Below are 15,297 nucleotides of genomic sequence, written 5' to 3'. Positions count from 1 at the left end.
GATTAGGAACAACTCTCAGGTTGACGTGCTAGGCGCGCCGCGCGACGTCCACCAGCTCCTGGATCTGCGCGTCGGTGGTCTGGAAGGAGCACATGATGCGCAGCACCGGATTGCCGCTGGCAGCGGTGTCCCAGACATGGACCAGGTACCGGTCCCGGATCGCGTCGGCGATCTTCGTCGGGACCTCCGGGAACGTCGCGTTGACCTCGGTGGGCCGTGACAGCGTCACCCCGGGGATCTCGGCGAGGGCGGCTCCGAGCTTGGCCGCCTGGTCGTTGGCCTGGGTGGCGTTGCGCCGCCAGAGGTCGGTGCCGAAGAGCTCCAGCAGCTGGGCGGAGACGAAGCGCTGCTTCGACGCCAGCTGCATCGAGAACTTTTGGATGAAGTCGGTGCCGGCGACGCGGTCCGGGTTGATCACCACCACGGCCTCCGCGGCCATGGCCCCGTTCTTGGTGCCGCCGAGGCTGAGCACGTCGACGCCGGCCTCAGCGGTGATCTCACCCAGCGAGCAGCCCAGCGCTGCGGCCGCGTTGGAGATCCGCGCGCCGTCGAGGTGGACCCCGAGCCCGTGGGCGTGGGTGGCCTCGGCCACCTCGGCGATCTCCTGTGCGGTGTAGACGGTGCCCAGCTCGGTGGACTGGGTGAGCGTGACGGCCAGCGGCTGGGCGGCGTGGACGAAGCCCAGGGCCTTCAGCTCCGCGTGGACGTCGACCGGCGTCAGCTTCCCGGCCGCGGTCGGGCGGGGCAGCAGCTTGACTCCGCCGAGGCGCTCCGGGGCGGCGCCCTCGTCGTTGTTCACGTGGGCCTGGGCCGAGCAGATCGCGGCCCCCCAGCGCGGCAGCAGCGCCTGCAGCGCCACCACATTGGCGCCGGTGCCGTTGAAGACCGGCAGGATCTCCGCGCGCGCCCCGAAGGTCTCCTTGATCACATCGCGCAGCTGGGCGGTCACCGGGTCGGCGCCGTAGGGCAGCGCGGCGTCCACATTGACCTGGCTCAGCGCCTGCAGGATCTCGGGTGAGACTCCGGCGACGTTGTCTGAGGCGAAGGACGCGTCGAGCAGCCGCGGCTGCGTCTCGGTGGCCGTCACCGCTCAGCTCTCGGTGGCTTCGTGGAAGTCCATCGAGATGGAGTTGATGCAGTACCGCTGGTCGGTGGGGGTGTTGAAGCCCTCCCCGGTGAACAGGTGTCCCAGGTGGGAGTCGCAGGAGCCGCAGCGCACCTCGGTGCGCTCCATCCCCATGGAGGTGTCGGTGAGGTAGCGGATGTTCGCGTCGGCGGCGGGTTCGAAGAAGCTGGGCCAGCCGCAGCGTGAATCGAACTTCTCGGTGGAGGTGAACAGCGCCGCGCCGCAGGCTCGGCAGGAATAGGTGCCGGCGGCCTTGTTGTCCCAGTACTCGCCGGTGTAGGCGCGTTCGGTGCCGCCCTGGCGCAGCACCTGGTACTCCTGCGGGCTGAGCTTCTCGCGCCACTGATCGGCGCCGGTTGCGGGGTTCTGGTTCTGGCTCATCGCTCTATCTCATCACGTTCCGCGCGCCCGCGTAAGCTGTGCTCCATGACGTCCACGATGAGCGAACCCGGGGCCGCAGCGGCCCGGGCGAATGCCTCTGTCCGGCGCGCAGCACACCGCTGGACCACCCGGTTCCGACGCCGGTCCGCGGCGCACACCTCGGCGCACACCCCCTGGATCCGCGCCACCACCCTGGGCGTGGGCACCGGACTCGCCGCCGGGATGACGCTGGCGGCGGCGGCCTCCGGGCTGGCCGGATATTTCGCGCGCGCCGTGGTCACCCCGGTGCGCGAACGTGCCGAGGATCTCGAGATCCTCGCCGTCACCCGAGGACCCGACGGGGACGAGGTGATCCTGCCGATCACCGCCGAGACCGTGGTCGACGGCACCTATGGCTTGTTCTTCCACGGCGGACGCTCGCTGGCGCGGATCGGGCCGATCTCCGCGCTGGAGCCCAAGGGAGGCACCGTCACGCGTCCGGTGGAGAAGGTCTATGGCGGTGACCTGCGCACCGCGGTGCGCGGCTGGTGGACCTCGGTGGTCTACCTGAACCCCGCCGACGCCGGATTCGCCAGTGACGAGGTCGTCATCACCCTGCCCGGCGGGCCCTCCCCGGCCTGGTACGTCGCCCCGCAGCCAGCCGTGGCCGGTCTGCCCGCGGAGCATCAGGGCCCGCTGGCCGGGCGCAACGTCTGGGCGATCGCCGTCCACGGCCGGGGGAGCAACCGCACCGAGGGGATCCGGGCGCTGGCGGCCACCTCGGCGCTGGGCGCTGAGACGCTGCTGATCTCCTACCGCAACGACGGCGAGGCCCCCGCCGCCGTGGACGGCCGCTACGGCCTCGGAGTCACCGAGTGGGAGGACGTGGAGGCGGCCATCGAGTACGCCCTGGGGCGCGGCGCCCAGGACATCATCCTCTTCGGCTGGTCCATGGGTGGAGCGATCAGCCTGCAGACCGCCGACCGCTCACGCTACGCGGAGTACATCCGCGGCCTCGTGCTCACCGGCCCGGTGATCGACTGGATGGACGTGCTCGCCCACCAGGCCAAGGCCAACCGGATCCCCGACGTCGTCGGCCGGCTGGGCCAGTGGTTCATCTCCAACCCGGGCGGACGCCGGGTCACCGGGCTGGCCGCCCCGGTGGACCTGCAGGCGATGAACTGGATCGACCGAGCCGATCAGCTCCGCGACCACGTGCTGATCATGCACAGCGTCGACGACAACATCGTGCCCTACGGGGCCTCCCGGGATCTCGCCCGGAAGAACCCGAAGGTCACCTATGTCAGCTTCGCCCAGGCACGCCACGTCAAGGAGTGGAACCACGATCCGCAGCGCTGGGACTCCTCCGTGATCGACTGGGTCACCGACCTGTTCAGCCGGCCTGCGCCGGGGCAGACTCGGCCAGGTGAGCCCGGATATTACGCTTGATCCGGCCCAGCATCGCCGTCATCCCACGCAGCCGCAGCGGAGTGATCGCCTTGGACAGGCCGAGGCGCTCGGAGAGGTCTTCGGGCACCGCGAGGATCTCCTCGTAGCGCAGACCGCTCAGCCCCTCATGCAGGATCGCCGCGAAGCCCCGGGTGGTCGGCGCCTCCGGGGGCGCGGCGAAGAAGATCGCGGCGGTCCCGGCGTCGTCGTCGTACTCCAGGGTCAGGAACAGCGGTGACTGGCACTCCACCACTTCTTCCATCTGGTCATAGCTGTTGAGGTAGCGCTCGGGGAGCTCCGGCAGCTCGCGGGAGAACTCGAGCAGCAGCTCCAGCTTCTCCCGGTCTGACAGCTCGGAGAACTCCTCGATGACCTCGGCAAGCTGCTCCGGGAGCTGCGGGTTCGGGGTCTGGCTCATGTCCCGGGCACCTCGCCGGGCTGCTCGCCGGTGGCGATCGGCAGCCGCACCGCGTTGCCCCACTCGGTCCATGAGCCGTCGTAGTTGCGGACGTTGTCGTAGCCGAGCAGGTGCTGCAGCACGAACCAGGTGTGCGAGGAGCGTTCACCGATCCGGCAGTAGGCGATGACCTCTTCGGCGGACCCCAGGCCCGCCTGCTCGGTGTAGATCGCCTCCAGCTCGGCGCGCGAGCGGAATGTCCCGTCCTCGTTGGCGGCCTTGGCCCACGGGACGGAGGCGGCGGAGGGGATGTGGCCGCCGCGCAGCGCGCCCTCCTGCTCGTAGCCCTCCATATGGGTGCGCTCACCGGAGTACTCCAGAGGGGAGCGCACGTCGATCATGGGCTTGCCGAAGTGGGCGAGCACATCCTCGCGGAATGCGCGGAAGGTCGAGTCGTCGCGCTGCGCCGGCGCCGGGTAGGTCGTCGCGGCAGGGGTCTGCACCTCGGTGACCAGCTCGCGGCCCTCGGCGGCCCACTTCTGCCGGCCGCCGTCCATCAGGCGCAGGTCGGCGTGGCCGAACAGGGTGAAGACCCAGAGGGCGTAGGCCGCCCACCAGTTCGACTTGTCCCCGTAGAACACCACCGTGGTCTCCGGGGTGATGCCCTTGGCCGCGGCGAAGGCGGCGAACTGCTCCGGGCCCAGGAAGTCCCGGGTGACCGGGTCGTTGAGGTCGGTGTGCCAATCGATCTTCTGGGCTCCGGGGATGTGGCCGGTCTCGTAGAGGAGCACGTCCTCATTGGATTCCAGCAGCACGACGGAGGGGTCGTCCTTGTGCTGGGCCACCCACTCGGTGGAGACCAGGGCATCGGGATGGGCGTACTGGGAGAAGTCTTTTTCTTCGGTCATGATGTACAGAACCTTCCGTCGTCACTGGGTCACCTTCCAGGATAGGGAATCAGCCGGGGAAACACGCAGTCGTGGGTAGAGTGGTCATATGCCGTCAAACGCCACTCCGCTGAGCCAGCGGACCCCTCAGCTCGGAGTCGGTCAGCTCTTGGAGGGCCTGCGGCCGTCCTTCCGCTTCGCCGAGGTCTCCTTCGACTCCTATATCCCGGATCCCGCGCACCCGTCGCAGGAGAAGGCGGTCACCGCGCTGCGTGAGTTCTCCGCCTCGGTGGGCGCCAGCCAGGGCGGCGGCGGCTTCTTCGGCAAGCTCTTCGGCCGCGCCCCGGCCCGCCCCCAGGTGCCGGCCGGGATCTACCTCGACGGCGGCTTCGGCGTGGGCAAGACCCACCTGCTCGCCTCGCTCTACCATTCGGTCGAGGGCCAGCGGGCGTTCGGCACCTTCGTGGAGTACACCAACCTCGTCGGCGCGCTGTCCTTCCGGCGCACCGTGGACGTGCTGAGCGACTACTCGCTGGTCTGCATCGATGAGTTCGAGCTCGACGACCCGGGCGACACCGTGCTGATGTCCCGGCTGATGCGGGAACTGGCCGACGCGGGGGTCAAGCTCGCCGCGACGTCGAACACCATCCCCGGATCCCTGGGGGAGGGTCGCTTCGCCGCGGCAGACTTCCAGCGCGAGATCCAGGTGCTCGCGGACCAGTTCACCGTGATCAAGGTCGACGGCGAGGACTACCGCCACCGCGGCCTGCCGGAGGCGCCGGCACCGCTGAGCTCCGAGGAGATCGAAGACTTCGCCGTCAAGGAGTACCCCGAGGCGCGGATCGCCGTGGATGACTTCGGCGCAGTCTGCGAGCACATGACCGGAGTCCACCCCAGCCGCTACCGGCAGCTGGTCTCCGACATCGACGTGCTGGTGCTCAAGGATGTGGAGACCATCGAGGCCCAGTCGCTGGCGCTGCGCTTCGTGGTGCTCGCCGACCGGCTCTATGACCAGGACATCAAGATCGTCGCCTCCGGGAAGCCCTTCGACCAGCTCTTCACCGAAGAGATGATGTCCGGCGGCTATATGAAGAAATATCACCGCACGGTCTCCCGTCTGACCGCGCTCGCGCGCGCCGGGCAGATGGGTGAGCAGGCGCTCTGAGCAGCCGCGGCCCGGCACGGGCTTCCAGATCGGGCCGAGACGGTCAACAATGTGTTCATGGACATCTGATGAGCTGGCAGCAGCCGCATCTCGAGAAAGGCTGATCTGATGAATGACCCGATCTTCCAGGTCGATGGCACCGCGCGCAAGAACCTTCGTGAGTTCATCGACGAGCTCCGCGAGGGCGGCTACACGGTGCTCGACGGTCACACCCCTGACCCGGACCTGATCGACCCGCAGGGCCGCGCGGTCGAGACCTGGCACGAGAACTACCCGTATGAGAACCGGCTCTCCCGCGACGTCTACGAGATCGAGAAGTACCACCTGCAGGTGGAGCTGCTGAAGTTCCAGTACTGGGCCGAGGACTACGGGCTCAAGCATGTGATCGTCTTCGAGGGCCGCGACGCCGCCGGCAAGGGCGGCACGATCAAGCGCTTTACCGAGCATCTGAATCCGCGGACCGCCCGCGTGGTCGCCCTGAACCGGCCCTCGGACCGCGAGCAGGGCCAGTGGTACTTCCAGCGCTACGTCGATCACCTGCCCACCGCCGGGGAGATGGTGCTCTTCGACCGGTCCTGGTACAACCGGGCCGGGGTGGAGCGGGTGATGGGGTTCTGCTCGGATCAGGAGTATGAACTCTTCATGCGTCAGGCGCCGCAGTTCGAGCAGATGCTGGTCGACGCCGGGATCCACCTGACCAAGTTCTGGTTCTCCGTCACCCAGCAGGAGCAGCGCACCCGCTTCGCGATCCGGCAGATCGATCCGGTCCGGCAGTGGAAGCTCTCACCCATGGACCTGGAGTCCCTGGACCGCTGGGAGGCCTACACCGAGGCCAAGGAAGAGATGTTCCTGCGCACCGACACCGACCACGCGCCCTGGATGACGATCAAGTCCAATGACAAGAAGCGCGCCAGGCTCAACGCGATGAAGAGCTTCCTGGCGCAGTTCGAGTACGAGGGCAAGGACCACGAGATCGTCGGAGAGCCTGACCCGCTGATCGTGCGTCGCGGCCGCGACGCCGTCGGTGACTGAGCCACGATCTGCACCGCACCGGCAGACCTGGGCCTGCGCGCATGCCGAAGCGGTAGAGTTGCAGTGCTCGCCTCGGGGACACCGAGGTTCACGACGGCGGGATCCCATGTCAGTTCTCCAGCGCGCCTGCCGCGCGCACGGTGCCCGGGACCCGTATCACTGCGGCCCGCGCCTGCGGGCAGGGAACACGCTGCGCTGTGAGAATGTCTGACTGACCTCGACGAAGGAGAATGCATGAGTGCCCATATCGGAGTGACCGGCCTGGCCGTCATGGGAGCCAATCTGGCTCGCAACCTGGCCCGCAACGGCTACACCGTCGCACTGCACAACCGCTCGGTCGCCCGCACGGACGCCCTGCTGCAGGCCCACGGCGGCGACGGCGACTTCGTCCGCACCGAGACCCTGGCCGAGCTGGTGGACTCCCTCGAGCGCCCCCGGCGCGTGCTGATCATGGTCCAGGCCGGAGCGCCGGTCGACTCGGTCATCGCTGACCTGGTGCCCCTGCTCGACGAGGGCGACATCATCATCGACGGCGGCAACTCCTTCTACGAGGAGACCCGGCGCCGCGAGGAGAGCCTGCGCGCGAAGAACCTGCACTTCGTCGGCGTCGGCGTCTCCGGCGGTGAAGAGGGCGCGCTCAACGGCCCCTCGATCATGCCCGGCGGCTCCAAGGAGTCCTATGACTCCCTCGGCCCGATGCTGGAGAAGATCTCCGCGAAGTACAACGGCGAGCCCTGCTGCGCCTGGGTCGGCACCGACGGCGCCGGCCACTACGTCAAGATGGTCCACAACGGCATCGAGTACGCCGACATGCAGGTCATCGGTGAAGCCTTCGACCTGATGCGCTCCCTCGCCGGGATCGAACCCCGCGAACAGGCCGGCGTGTTCCGCGAATGGAACACCACCGACCTGGCCTCCTACCTGATCGAGATCACCTCCGAGGTGCTCGAGCAGGAGGACGAGACCACCGGCCGCCCGCTGGTGGACGTGGTTGTGGACTCCGCCGGCCAGAAGGGCACCGGACGCTGGACCGCGATCTCCGGCCTGGAGGTGGGCTCACCGGTCACCGCGATCGCCGAGTCGGTCTTCGCCCGCTCGATCTCCTCCCAGCGCGAGCTGCGCGCCGTCACCAACGCCACCTTCAGCGCCGGGGTCGACGAGACCCTCTCGGCGACGGAGAAGTACGGCAGCGCCGAGGACCGCCAGGACTTCGTCGAAGACGTGCGCAAGGCGCTCTACGCCTCGAAGCTCGTCGCCTACGCCCAGGGACTGGACATGCTCGTCGCCGCCGGCGAGGAGTACGGCTGGGAGCTGGACCTGAAGGCCATCGCCTCGCTCTGGCGCGCCGGCTGCATCATCCGGGCCGACCTGCTGGACACCATCATGAAGGCCTACGACGCGCCCCGCGATCAGCAGCCCAAGAACCTGCTGCTGGCACCGGAGTTCAACGAGGCCATCAACGAGTGCCTCCCGGCCTGGCGCCGCGTGGTCGCGGCCGCCGCGACCTACGGCGTGCCCGCGCCGGTGTTCTCCTCCTCGCTGTCCTACTACGACAGCCTGCGCCGGGAACGCCTGCCCGCCGCGCTGACCCAGGGTCTGCGCGACTACTTCGGCGCGCACACCTATAAGCGCGTGGACAAGGAAGGCACCTTCCACACGCAGTGGTCCGGTGACCGCAGCGAGATCGACGCCTGATCCGGTCGGATCAGCGTTCCACGCTGAGCTCACGGAGCTGAAGCTATGAGCATCAGGACGGCCGGTCTGCTGGCCACCTCGGGCGCCACCATTCCAGTGGTGGCAGCCCCGATGGCCGGCGGACCGAGCCGTCCTGAGTTCGTTTCAGCGGCCGCCGAAGCAGGCGGCATCGGCTTCCTCGCGGCCGGATACAAGAAGCCCGAGGACCTCGCCGCACAGATCCACCAGGTCCAGCGCTCCACGCCGCGCTTCGGAGTCAACCTCTTCGTGCCCAACCCGGTCCCGATCAGCACGGCAGATCTCACCCGGCATCGCGACGCCGTGCGGGGGTGGCTGGGTGATCACGCCCGAGACGGCGCGCACTGGGCGGCCGCCGTGGAGCTGCCGGAGCTGACCAGCTTGGACGGGGTCGGGTCCTCAGAAGGGGCCTCCGCCGATGACCCTGCTGACCTCTGGGACGACTTCTGGGAGCAGAAGCTCGCCGTCCTCGAAGCCCACCCGGTCCCGCTGATCAGCCTCACCTTCGGGCTGCCCGGCGTCGCAGACATCGCCCGGCTGCAGGCCACCGGGGCAAAGGTGCTCCAGACGGTCACCTCCACCCGGGAGGCCCTGGCCGCTGCCACCGCCGGGGTCGACGCGCTGATCGTCCAGGCATCCTCTGCCGGCGGGCACTCCGGAAGCTGGACGCCGCAGCGGGTTCCCGAGCACACCGAGCTTCTTGAGCTGCTGGGCGCGATCGCCCGGATCACCTCATTGCCGCTCTGGGCCGCCGGCGGCATCGCCGACTCGGAAGGGGTCAGTGCGGCTCTCGCGGCGGGCGCCGAGGCCGCGGTCCTGGGCACCGCGCTGCTGCGCAGCCCCGAGAGCGGGGCGCATGCGCAGCATCAGCAGGCGTTGGCGGCACCGCCGGGGGAGCCGGAGACCGTCATCACCACTGCGTTCTCCGGACGTCCGGCGCGGGCGCTGCGCAACAGCTTCACCGACGCGCTGACCGGGTCCTCGCCGTCGGGCTTTCCCGCCCTGCATCAGCTCAGCGGCGGGCTGCGCCGTGCCGCGGGTGTGGCGGGGGACGCCCATGGGCTGAACCTCTGGGCGGGCACCGGGTTCGCGTCCGCGACCTCGGAGCCGGCCGCGGTGATCATGCGCCGGCTGGCCGGCAGCCACCGGCTCTAGCCGAGGAGCCTGCTGAGTCGACGGCCGTCTGAGCCGCCGTCTCTGGACAGACAGCCGCTGGGCGGACCAGTCGCTAGATGAAGAGCGCCGGGTCCAGGGCGTACTCGGCGGGATCCACGTGCGGCTTGCGCTCGGCGACGCCGCGCTCCCGGGCCTTGGCGGGAATGCCGGTCAGGATTGAGTTGGGCGGCGAGGACTTCACGACGACGGCGTTGGCGCCCACCGCCGAGCCGGCGCCGATCTCCACCGGGCCGATGACCTTGGCACCGGCGCCGACGACGACGCCGTCGCGCAGGGTCGGGTGCCGCTTGGTCTGTTCCAGCGAGCGTCCGCCGAGGGTCACGCCCTGGTAGAGCATGCAGTCGTCGCCGACCTCGGCGGTCTCACCGATGACCACGCCCATGCCGTGGTCGATGAAGAAGCGCCGGCCGATCTGCGCACCGGGATGGATCTCGATGCCGGTGAGTCCGCGGGTCAGCTGGGACAGTGCGCGGGCTGGGGTCTTCAGCGGGGCGTGCTGCCACATCCGGTGGGCGATGCGGTGCGACCAGACCGCGTGCAGCCCAGAGTAGACCAGCACCACCTCGGCGGTGCTGCGCGCGGCGGGGTCGTGTTCACGCGCGGCTTTGATGTCCTCGCGCAGACGCTTCAGAGGGCCCAAGGGGGAGTCAACCTTTCACAGGGATCGTACGTGTCGGCTCATGCTGTACGCGTCGCCACGCGTCCGCGCGGGGCGGAGAGGTGGCGACGCGCACAGCGGAGCTGTGCAGCTGGTTCTTCGCGGCGGGACGGACCCGCCGGGCGGCATCAGCCGCGGATGTCTTCGTAGAGCAGCGTGGAGATGTAGCGCTCTCCGAAGTCACAGGCGAAGGTCACGATGAGCTTGTCACGGTTCTCCTCGCGGGACGCCAGCTCCAGGGCTGCCGCGACGTTCGCGCCGGTGGAGATGCCGCCGAGGATGCCTTCCTGGGTGCCCAGATCGCGAGCGCAGCTCACGGCCTTCTCGAGGTTGGCCTGGTAGACCTCGTCGTAGATCTCCTGGTCCAGGATGTCGGGGATGAAGTTCGGACCGATGCCCTGGATCTTGTGCGGACCGGCGGTGCCGCCGGAGAGGATCGGGGAGTCTTCGGGCTCCACGGCGACCAGGTGGATGCTGGGCTTGTACTCCTTGAGTCGGCGGCCGGCGCCGGTGATGGTGCCGCCGGTGCCGATGCCGGCGATGAAGATGTCGACCTCGCCGTCGGTGTCGCGCCAGATCTCTTCACCGGTGGTCCGGTAGTGGGTGGCGGGGTTGGCCTCGTTGGCGAACTGGCGGGCCCAGATGGAGTTCTCGGTGTCGGCGACGATGGCCTTGGCCCGCTCCACGGCGCCGCGCATGCCCTCTGCGCCGGGGGTCAGCACGATCTCGGCGCCATAGGCGCGCAGCATCACGCGACGTTCGGTGGACATGGTCTCCGGCATGGTGAGCACCACGCGGTAGCCGCGGGCGGCGCCGACCATGGCCAGCGCGATCCCGGTGTTGCCCGAGGTGCCCTCCACGATGGTCCCGCCGGGCTTGAGCATGCCCGAGGCCTCTGCGGCGTCGACGATGGCCGCACCGATGCGGTCCTTGATCGAGCTGGCGGGGGAGTAGAACTCCAGCTTCATCGCGATGTTGCCCGGAAGGCCTGCACCCAGCCGGTTCAGCCGCACCAGGGGGGTGTTGCCGACCGCCTGCGTGATGTTGTCAAGAATCTTGGCCATATCAGTGTGTGGACCTTTCTTCCTCGGGTTTCAACCATGAAGCATAGTCTCTGCGGAGCTTCGAGACCTTGGGATCGATGATGACCTGACAGTATCCGACATCTGGACGCCGGGCGTGGAAGTCCTGGTGGACCTCCTCGGCTTCGAAGACCCGGCCCAGCGGCTCCAGGGTGGTCACGATGGGCCGGTCGAAGGAGCTCTGCGCCTGCTGGATCGCGGCGGCGAACGCATCGTGCTCGGCCTCATCGGTGTAGAACATCGCCGAGCGGTACTGGGTGCCGACGTCGTAGCCCTGCCGGTTCAGCGTGGTGGGGTCGTGGCTGGAGAAGAACACGTCGTAGAGCACTTGGTCCGGGAGCACGCTCGGGTCATAGGTGATCTCCACGGCTTCGGCGTGGCCGGTACCGCCGGAGGCCACGGCCTCGTAGATGGCCGGACCGGAGCCTCCGGTGTAGACGCTGCGCACGTGATGCACGCCGCGGAGTCGACGTGCCAGGGAATCCAGGCACCAGAAGCAGCCGGCGGCGAGCACCACGGTCTTATGAGAGTTGTCCATGACCAGCACAACCGTCCGTGTCCCGGGCTCTATTCCTGAACTGGAGCCTGTAGAAAAGAGACATGTCGCTCAGCCCTGCTCCGCGCCCAGATGATACGACCACCGATTCCCAGGTGCCGACCCTCGATGAGGTGCTCGACGCCGCCGAGGAGCTCTGGCCGCGCTCGTTGGCGGAGTCCTGGGACGCCGTCGGTCTGGTGACCGGCCGGCGGGACGCGCTGGTGCGGCGGATCAACTTCGCCGTGGACCCGGTGCGGGCGGTCATCGAGGAGGCCGCGAGCTCCGGGACCGACCTGCTGATCACCCACCACCCGCTGCTGCTGCGCGGGGTCACCTCGGTGGAGGCCGGGCAGTTCAAAGGGGAGATGGTCCACCGGCTGATCGAATCCGGCTGTGCCCTGTTGACGGCTCATACCAATGGGGACTCGGCGATCGGCGGGGTCAACGATGTCCTCGCCGAAGCGCTGGGACTCGAAGACACGGCACCGCTGGCGCCCGCCGAGGACGGCCTGGCCGCCGAGGGACTCGGCCGGATCGGCACGCTGCCCGAGCCGCTGACGCTCGGAGAGTTCGCTGCCCGAGTGTTCTCGGTGCTGCCGGCCGTGGCAGGCGGGGTGCGGGCGGCCGGTGATCGTGACGGTCTGGTCCTGCGGGTGGCGCTGTGCGGCGGGGCGGGGGACTCGCTGCTGGGCGCGGCCGCCGAGGAGGGGGCCGATGTCTTCCTGACCGCGGATCTGCGTCACCATCCGGCCTCGGAGGCCCGTGAAGCCGCAGCGGAGGGGCGCCCCTACCTGATCGATGTCTCGCACTTCGCCTCGGAGTGGCTCTGGCTGCCCACCGCCGCGCAGGCCCTCCACCGCGCGCTGACCGATCGCGGCTACGATGTGGAGGTTGCCGTCAGCGGCATCAACACCGACCCCTGGGACTTCGTGCTCACACCCGGCCACTGAGCTGCCCGCGTGCCTGAGGCGCCCCACATACAAGACCTGAACTGACCTGAAGGTGCGTGAGCCATGACCACTCTGTTCGTCGAGGCCGACGGCGGAAGCCGCGGCAATCCTGGAATCGCCGGCTCCGGCGCCCTGGTCCGCAACGAGGCGGGTCAGATCCTCGCCACCAAGGCCACCCCGCTGGGGAAGGCGAGCAACAACGTCGCTGAATACACCGGACTGATCGAGGGTCTGCGGCTGGCCCGCGACCTGGACCCGGAGGCGTTCGTGGAGGTCAAACTGGACTCCAAGCTGGTGGTCGAGCAGATGAGCGGGCGCTGGAAGATCAAGCACGAGGACATGAAGCGTCTCGCCGCGGAGGCCGCCACCATCCTGCCCCCGATGCAGGTCCGCTACACCTGGATCCCGCGCAAGGAGAACGGCGACGCCGACGCACTGAGCAACGAGGCGATGGACGCCTGCGCCGCCGGGACCCAATGGGATCCGAGCCGCAGCCGGATCCGCCCGGTGGGCTGATCGCCCCTGCCTGGGGTGGAGCCCAAACGTGCACAGACACGCCTATGGACATGACCAGCGTGTGGTGGGTCCGCGCTTTTTGGCGCTGCGGCAAACATCGACGGATGTATTTCTTCAGCGTCTCGCGCAGTTCCTGGGCGCGGTCGTCGCTGAGGTCGATCTCGTAGAAGCTCGGCCGGCGTCCCGATCGAGCTCGAGCAGCACCGATACGACCACTGGGAACTCTTGCGCTCAAGGCCGACCAACCGACCGCTGGGCAGGCCAACCACTCCAAGAATCCCAGGGCGGTTCGAGAATCATGATGTGTTACGCTTCACATTCAATCGCTGGTGGATCACGTCCAGGCGCCTGACGCGCACGCTCAAGAACACAAGTAGGAGAGCGCGATGCCGTTCTACAACACTCGTGAGACCTTGGTGCCCGAGATGCTGTCGGCCATGACGCAGACTCTTGCACTAGAAGAACTCGAGACTTCTGAAGGCACGACAGTTCTTGTTGGAGCTGCGTCAGAGCGAGACCCATCTCGAGTCGCCGTCATCTCGGGTGGTGGGTCAGGTCACGAGCCTGCGCATGCGGGATATATCGGCGAGGGCATGTTGGATGCGGCCATACCTGGCGCAATCTTTTCCTCTCCCTCGGTCACCTCTGTGCTTGAGGCTATTCGACATGTTTCCGGTCCGGCAGGGTGCCTGCTGGTGATCAAGAACTACACCGGTGATCGACTGAGCTTCGGACTTGCTGCTGAGCGCGCGCGTCAAGAGGGCTACGACGTCGAAACCGTCCTGGTGGCAGACGATGTCGCACTCCCTGGCTTCGAGCAGCCGCGCGGGCTGGCCGGCACGGTACTGGTGCACAAAGTGGCGGGAGCCGCCGCCTCGAGGGGTAAGGGTCTCACCGAAGTAGCAGAAGCTGCGCGCCACGCGGCGGGGTCGATCCGCACCATTGGACTGGCGCTTGGACCGGTTCAGTTGCCAGGTGATGCACCTGATCTCGAGCGTGGAACCGAACTGGGCATGGGGATCCACAACGAACCCGGGGCGAAGACCATCTCTATCGACACTGCTGCCGACGCGGTCGCACGGGTCGTCGAGTCTCTGGAGCTCGACGCTGAGCCCCAGGCGATGGTGATCATGCTCAACGACCTCGGAGGATGTTCAGTACAGGAGGGCCTTGTTCTCACTCACGAACTGATTCGCCAGATCGGTCCGACCCGCATCGCACGCTTCATCGGCCCGGTGAGGGCCATGACATCTCTTGGAATGCACGGTTTCTCCGTCACGGCCATGACTGCGGACGATGCCTTGCTAGCTGCATTGGCCAGTCCGACGACTGCTCCTGCCTGGATGGCTCCAAAGCAGGTCAAAGAATCGCCTCGGCGAACAGAAATCCGGAACAATGAGCAACAAGACACACCGATGGGGTCCTCCTCTGGAAACCACATTGAAGAAAGGGTTAGACAGGGGTGCTTGACCCTTATCGACCTGAAAGCTGTACTCGACGACCTTGACAGGTCCACCGGAGACGGCGACGCAGGAACGACGTTCCGCGCTGGCGCCGAAGCTGTACTAGCGGAACTCGACGCGGGCACGCTGGGCTTCGCCGACCCTGCCGCAGGCATGAACCGCGTGGCAACAATCCTAGAAACACGAATGGGCGGCTCCTCGGGAGTTCTTCTTGCGATACTCACGACCACTATGTCAGAGGTGTTATCCCGAGACGCCAACTGGGCAGACGCCTTAGGTGCTGGACTCAACGCGATGATGCACCATGGCGGCGCCGAAGAAGGACACTCAACCATGGTGGACGCTCTTGCCCCTGCGTCCAGGGCCCTGTACGCGGGCGGCAGCCTGGTTGAAGCTGCCCGAGACGCGGAATCAGGTGCCCGTGGAACGGCTGAACTTGTAGCCCGTGCTGGTCGAGCCGCCTATGTTCCCGATGCTGCCTCTTCCGTCGTTGAAGACCCAGGAGCCAAGGCAGTTGCCGCATTCCTCACCGCTATCAGCAGAAACTGAATCGGCTCGTCATCGTCACACCTGAGCTTGGAGTTCTGCTGGAGGGCGGACTTGGGGCATCGGTGTGTCTGTTGAAAGCTCCGGCTCAGGTCGTGTGATCGGCAGTTGGTCTGATTGCGGCAGCACCGCCCGGTCCGCTTGACCTGTTTGATGGACGTTCTTGGTCTGCGAGTGCACAGCGTAGGACCGCACAATCGCTTCTTCTCCGCTGGTCAACCACCCGAAGACAAGCGCCG

At 67.7% G+C, this 15,297-nt stretch carries 15 protein-coding genes; 8 read left to right on the top strand and 7 right to left on the bottom strand.

The annotated features are described in order from the left end of the window. Window positions 1-28: 28 nt before the first annotated feature. Window positions 29-1,087, bottom strand: coding sequence for a threonine aldolase family protein (locus BCL67_RS00520; protein WP_106121527.1), 1,059 nt, complete (start codon window positions 1,085-1,087; stop codon window positions 29-31). A gap of 3 nt (window positions 1,088-1,090) precedes the next feature. Next, on the bottom strand, window positions 1,091-1,507 hold the full coding sequence (gene msrB, locus BCL67_RS00515; protein WP_106121526.1) for a peptide-methionine (R)-S-oxide reductase MsrB: 417 nt from the start codon (window positions 1,505-1,507) through the stop codon (window positions 1,091-1,093). 45 nt (window positions 1,508-1,552) lie between these two features. Between msrB and BCL67_RS00510 the strand changes: the two genes are divergently transcribed. Next, entirely contained in the window at window positions 1,553-2,935 is a 1,383-nt protein-coding gene (locus BCL67_RS00510) for an alpha/beta hydrolase family protein (RefSeq protein ID WP_146131039.1), read from the top strand. Here BCL67_RS00510 and BCL67_RS00505 read toward each other — a convergent pair. Further along, a complete protein-coding gene (locus BCL67_RS00505; RefSeq protein WP_106121525.1) occupies window positions 2,880-3,353 on the bottom strand; it encodes a SufE family protein in 474 nt (157 codons plus the stop codon). The two genes, BCL67_RS00510 and BCL67_RS00505, sit on opposite strands and share 56 nt — an antisense overlap. After that, window positions 3,350-4,240 (bottom strand): sulfurtransferase, encoded by an 891-nt coding sequence (locus BCL67_RS00500; RefSeq protein ID WP_106121524.1) that lies wholly within the window; start codon window positions 4,238-4,240, stop codon window positions 3,350-3,352. Before BCL67_RS00500 ends, BCL67_RS00505 begins: the two co-directional genes overlap by 4 nt. 88 nt (window positions 4,241-4,328) lie before the next feature. Here BCL67_RS00500 and zapE point away from each other — a divergent pair, with 88 nt between their 5' ends. The 4 genes from zapE (at window position 4,329) to BCL67_RS00480 (ending at window position 9,284) form a co-directional block, all read left to right on the top strand. Then, a complete protein-coding gene (gene zapE, locus BCL67_RS00495; protein ID WP_106121523.1) occupies window positions 4,329-5,384 on the top strand; it encodes a cell division protein ZapE in 1,056 nt (351 codons plus the stop codon). A gap of 108 nt (window positions 5,385-5,492) precedes the next feature. Further along, the gene (gene ppk2, locus BCL67_RS00490) at window positions 5,493-6,416 is read left to right on the top strand and encodes a polyphosphate kinase 2 (RefSeq protein WP_106121522.1); all 924 of its coding nucleotides are present in this window, start codon (window positions 5,493-5,495) and stop codon (window positions 6,414-6,416) included. A gap of 234 nt (window positions 6,417-6,650) precedes the next feature. Then, entirely contained in the window at window positions 6,651-8,111 is a 1,461-nt protein-coding gene (gene gndA, locus BCL67_RS00485) for an NADP-dependent phosphogluconate dehydrogenase (RefSeq protein ID WP_106121521.1), read from the top strand. A gap of 45 nt (window positions 8,112-8,156) precedes the next feature. Continuing rightward, complete coding sequence (locus tag BCL67_RS00480) at window positions 8,157-9,284, top strand: NAD(P)H-dependent flavin oxidoreductase (protein ID WP_106121520.1); 1,128 nt, start codon at window positions 8,157-8,159, stop codon at window positions 9,282-9,284. A gap of 73 nt (window positions 9,285-9,357) precedes the next feature. Here the strand turns inward: BCL67_RS00480 and epsC are convergent, their stop codons facing one another. The 3 genes from epsC to msrA all read right to left on the bottom strand — a co-directional run bounded on the left by epsC (window position 9,358) and on the right by msrA (window position 11,583). Further along, on the bottom strand, window positions 9,358-9,945 hold the full coding sequence (gene epsC, locus BCL67_RS00475) for a serine O-acetyltransferase EpsC (RefSeq protein ID WP_106121519.1): 588 nt from the start codon (window positions 9,943-9,945) through the stop codon (window positions 9,358-9,360). A gap of 146 nt (window positions 9,946-10,091) precedes the next feature. Then, window positions 10,092-11,027: a cysteine synthase A gene (gene cysK / locus BCL67_RS00470; protein ID WP_106121518.1), complete on the bottom strand. Its 936-nt coding sequence runs from the start codon at window positions 11,025-11,027 to the stop codon at window positions 10,092-10,094. 1 nt (window position 11,028) lies between these two features. After that, window positions 11,029-11,583, bottom strand: a complete 555-nt coding sequence (gene msrA, locus BCL67_RS00465; RefSeq protein WP_106121702.1) for a peptide-methionine (S)-S-oxide reductase MsrA — start codon at window positions 11,581-11,583, stop codon at window positions 11,029-11,031. A 62-nt stretch (window positions 11,584-11,645) separates the two neighbouring features. Here msrA and BCL67_RS00460 point away from each other — a divergent pair, with 62 nt between their 5' ends. From BCL67_RS00460 to BCL67_RS00450, 3 genes are all read left to right on the top strand, one after another. Then, on the top strand, window positions 11,646-12,533 hold the full coding sequence (locus BCL67_RS00460) for a Nif3-like dinuclear metal center hexameric protein (protein ID WP_106121517.1): 888 nt from the start codon (window positions 11,646-11,648) through the stop codon (window positions 12,531-12,533). A gap of 63 nt (window positions 12,534-12,596) precedes the next feature. Next, the gene (locus BCL67_RS00455; RefSeq protein ID WP_106121516.1) at window positions 12,597-13,049 is read left to right on the top strand and encodes a reverse transcriptase-like protein; all 453 of its coding nucleotides are present in this window, start codon (window positions 12,597-12,599) and stop codon (window positions 13,047-13,049) included. Window positions 13,050-13,435: 386 nt separating this feature from the next. Then, window positions 13,436-15,061, top strand: coding sequence for a dihydroxyacetone kinase subunit DhaK (locus tag BCL67_RS00450; RefSeq protein WP_106121515.1), 1,626 nt, complete (start codon window positions 13,436-13,438; stop codon window positions 15,059-15,061). Window positions 15,062-15,297 lie beyond the last annotated feature (236 nt).

Source organism: Nesterenkonia sandarakina (genome assembly GCF_003003175.1).
Classification (GTDB): domain Bacteria; phylum Actinomycetota; class Actinomycetes; order Actinomycetales; family Micrococcaceae; genus Nesterenkonia; species Nesterenkonia sandarakina_A.
The sequence above is the reverse complement of the archived record's forward strand: the minus strand, read 5'-3'. Positions and strand labels throughout refer to the sequence as shown.

Excerpts from the sequence above, each read along its gene's own strand:
- zapE (WP_106121523.1), top strand. The coding sequence starts at position 4,329 with ATGCCGTCAAACGCCACTCCGCTGAGCCAGCGGACCCCTCAGCTCGGA.
- BCL67_RS00505 (WP_106121525.1), bottom strand. The coding sequence starts at position 3,353 with ATGAGCCAGACCCCGAACCCGCAGCTCCCGGAGCAGCTTGCCGAGGTC.
- BCL67_RS00500 (WP_106121524.1), bottom strand. The coding sequence starts at position 4,240 with ATGACCGAAGAAAAAGACTTCTCCCAGTACGCCCATCCCGATGCCCTG.
- BCL67_RS00510 (WP_146131039.1), top strand. The coding sequence starts at position 1,553 with ATGACGTCCACGATGAGCGAACCCGGGGCCGCAGCGGCCCGGGCGAAT.
- msrA (WP_106121702.1), bottom strand. The coding sequence starts at position 11,583 with ATGGACAACTCTCATAAGACCGTGGTGCTCGCCGCCGGCTGCTTCTGG.
- BCL67_RS00455 (WP_106121516.1), top strand. The coding sequence starts at position 12,597 with ATGACCACTCTGTTCGTCGAGGCCGACGGCGGAAGCCGCGGCAATCCT.
- cysK (WP_106121518.1), bottom strand. The coding sequence starts at position 11,027 with ATGGCCAAGATTCTTGACAACATCACGCAGGCGGTCGGCAACACCCCC.
- BCL67_RS00460 (WP_106121517.1), top strand. The coding sequence starts at position 11,646 with ATGTCGCTCAGCCCTGCTCCGCGCCCAGATGATACGACCACCGATTCC.
- msrB (WP_106121526.1), bottom strand. The coding sequence starts at position 1,507 with ATGAGCCAGAACCAGAACCCCGCAACCGGCGCCGATCAGTGGCGCGAG.
- BCL67_RS00480 (WP_106121520.1), top strand. The coding sequence starts at position 8,157 with ATGAGCATCAGGACGGCCGGTCTGCTGGCCACCTCGGGCGCCACCATT.
- gndA (WP_106121521.1), top strand. The coding sequence starts at position 6,651 with ATGAGTGCCCATATCGGAGTGACCGGCCTGGCCGTCATGGGAGCCAAT.
- ppk2 (WP_106121522.1), top strand. The coding sequence starts at position 5,493 with ATGAATGACCCGATCTTCCAGGTCGATGGCACCGCGCGCAAGAACCTT.
- BCL67_RS00450 (WP_106121515.1), top strand. The coding sequence starts at position 13,436 with ATGCCGTTCTACAACACTCGTGAGACCTTGGTGCCCGAGATGCTGTCG.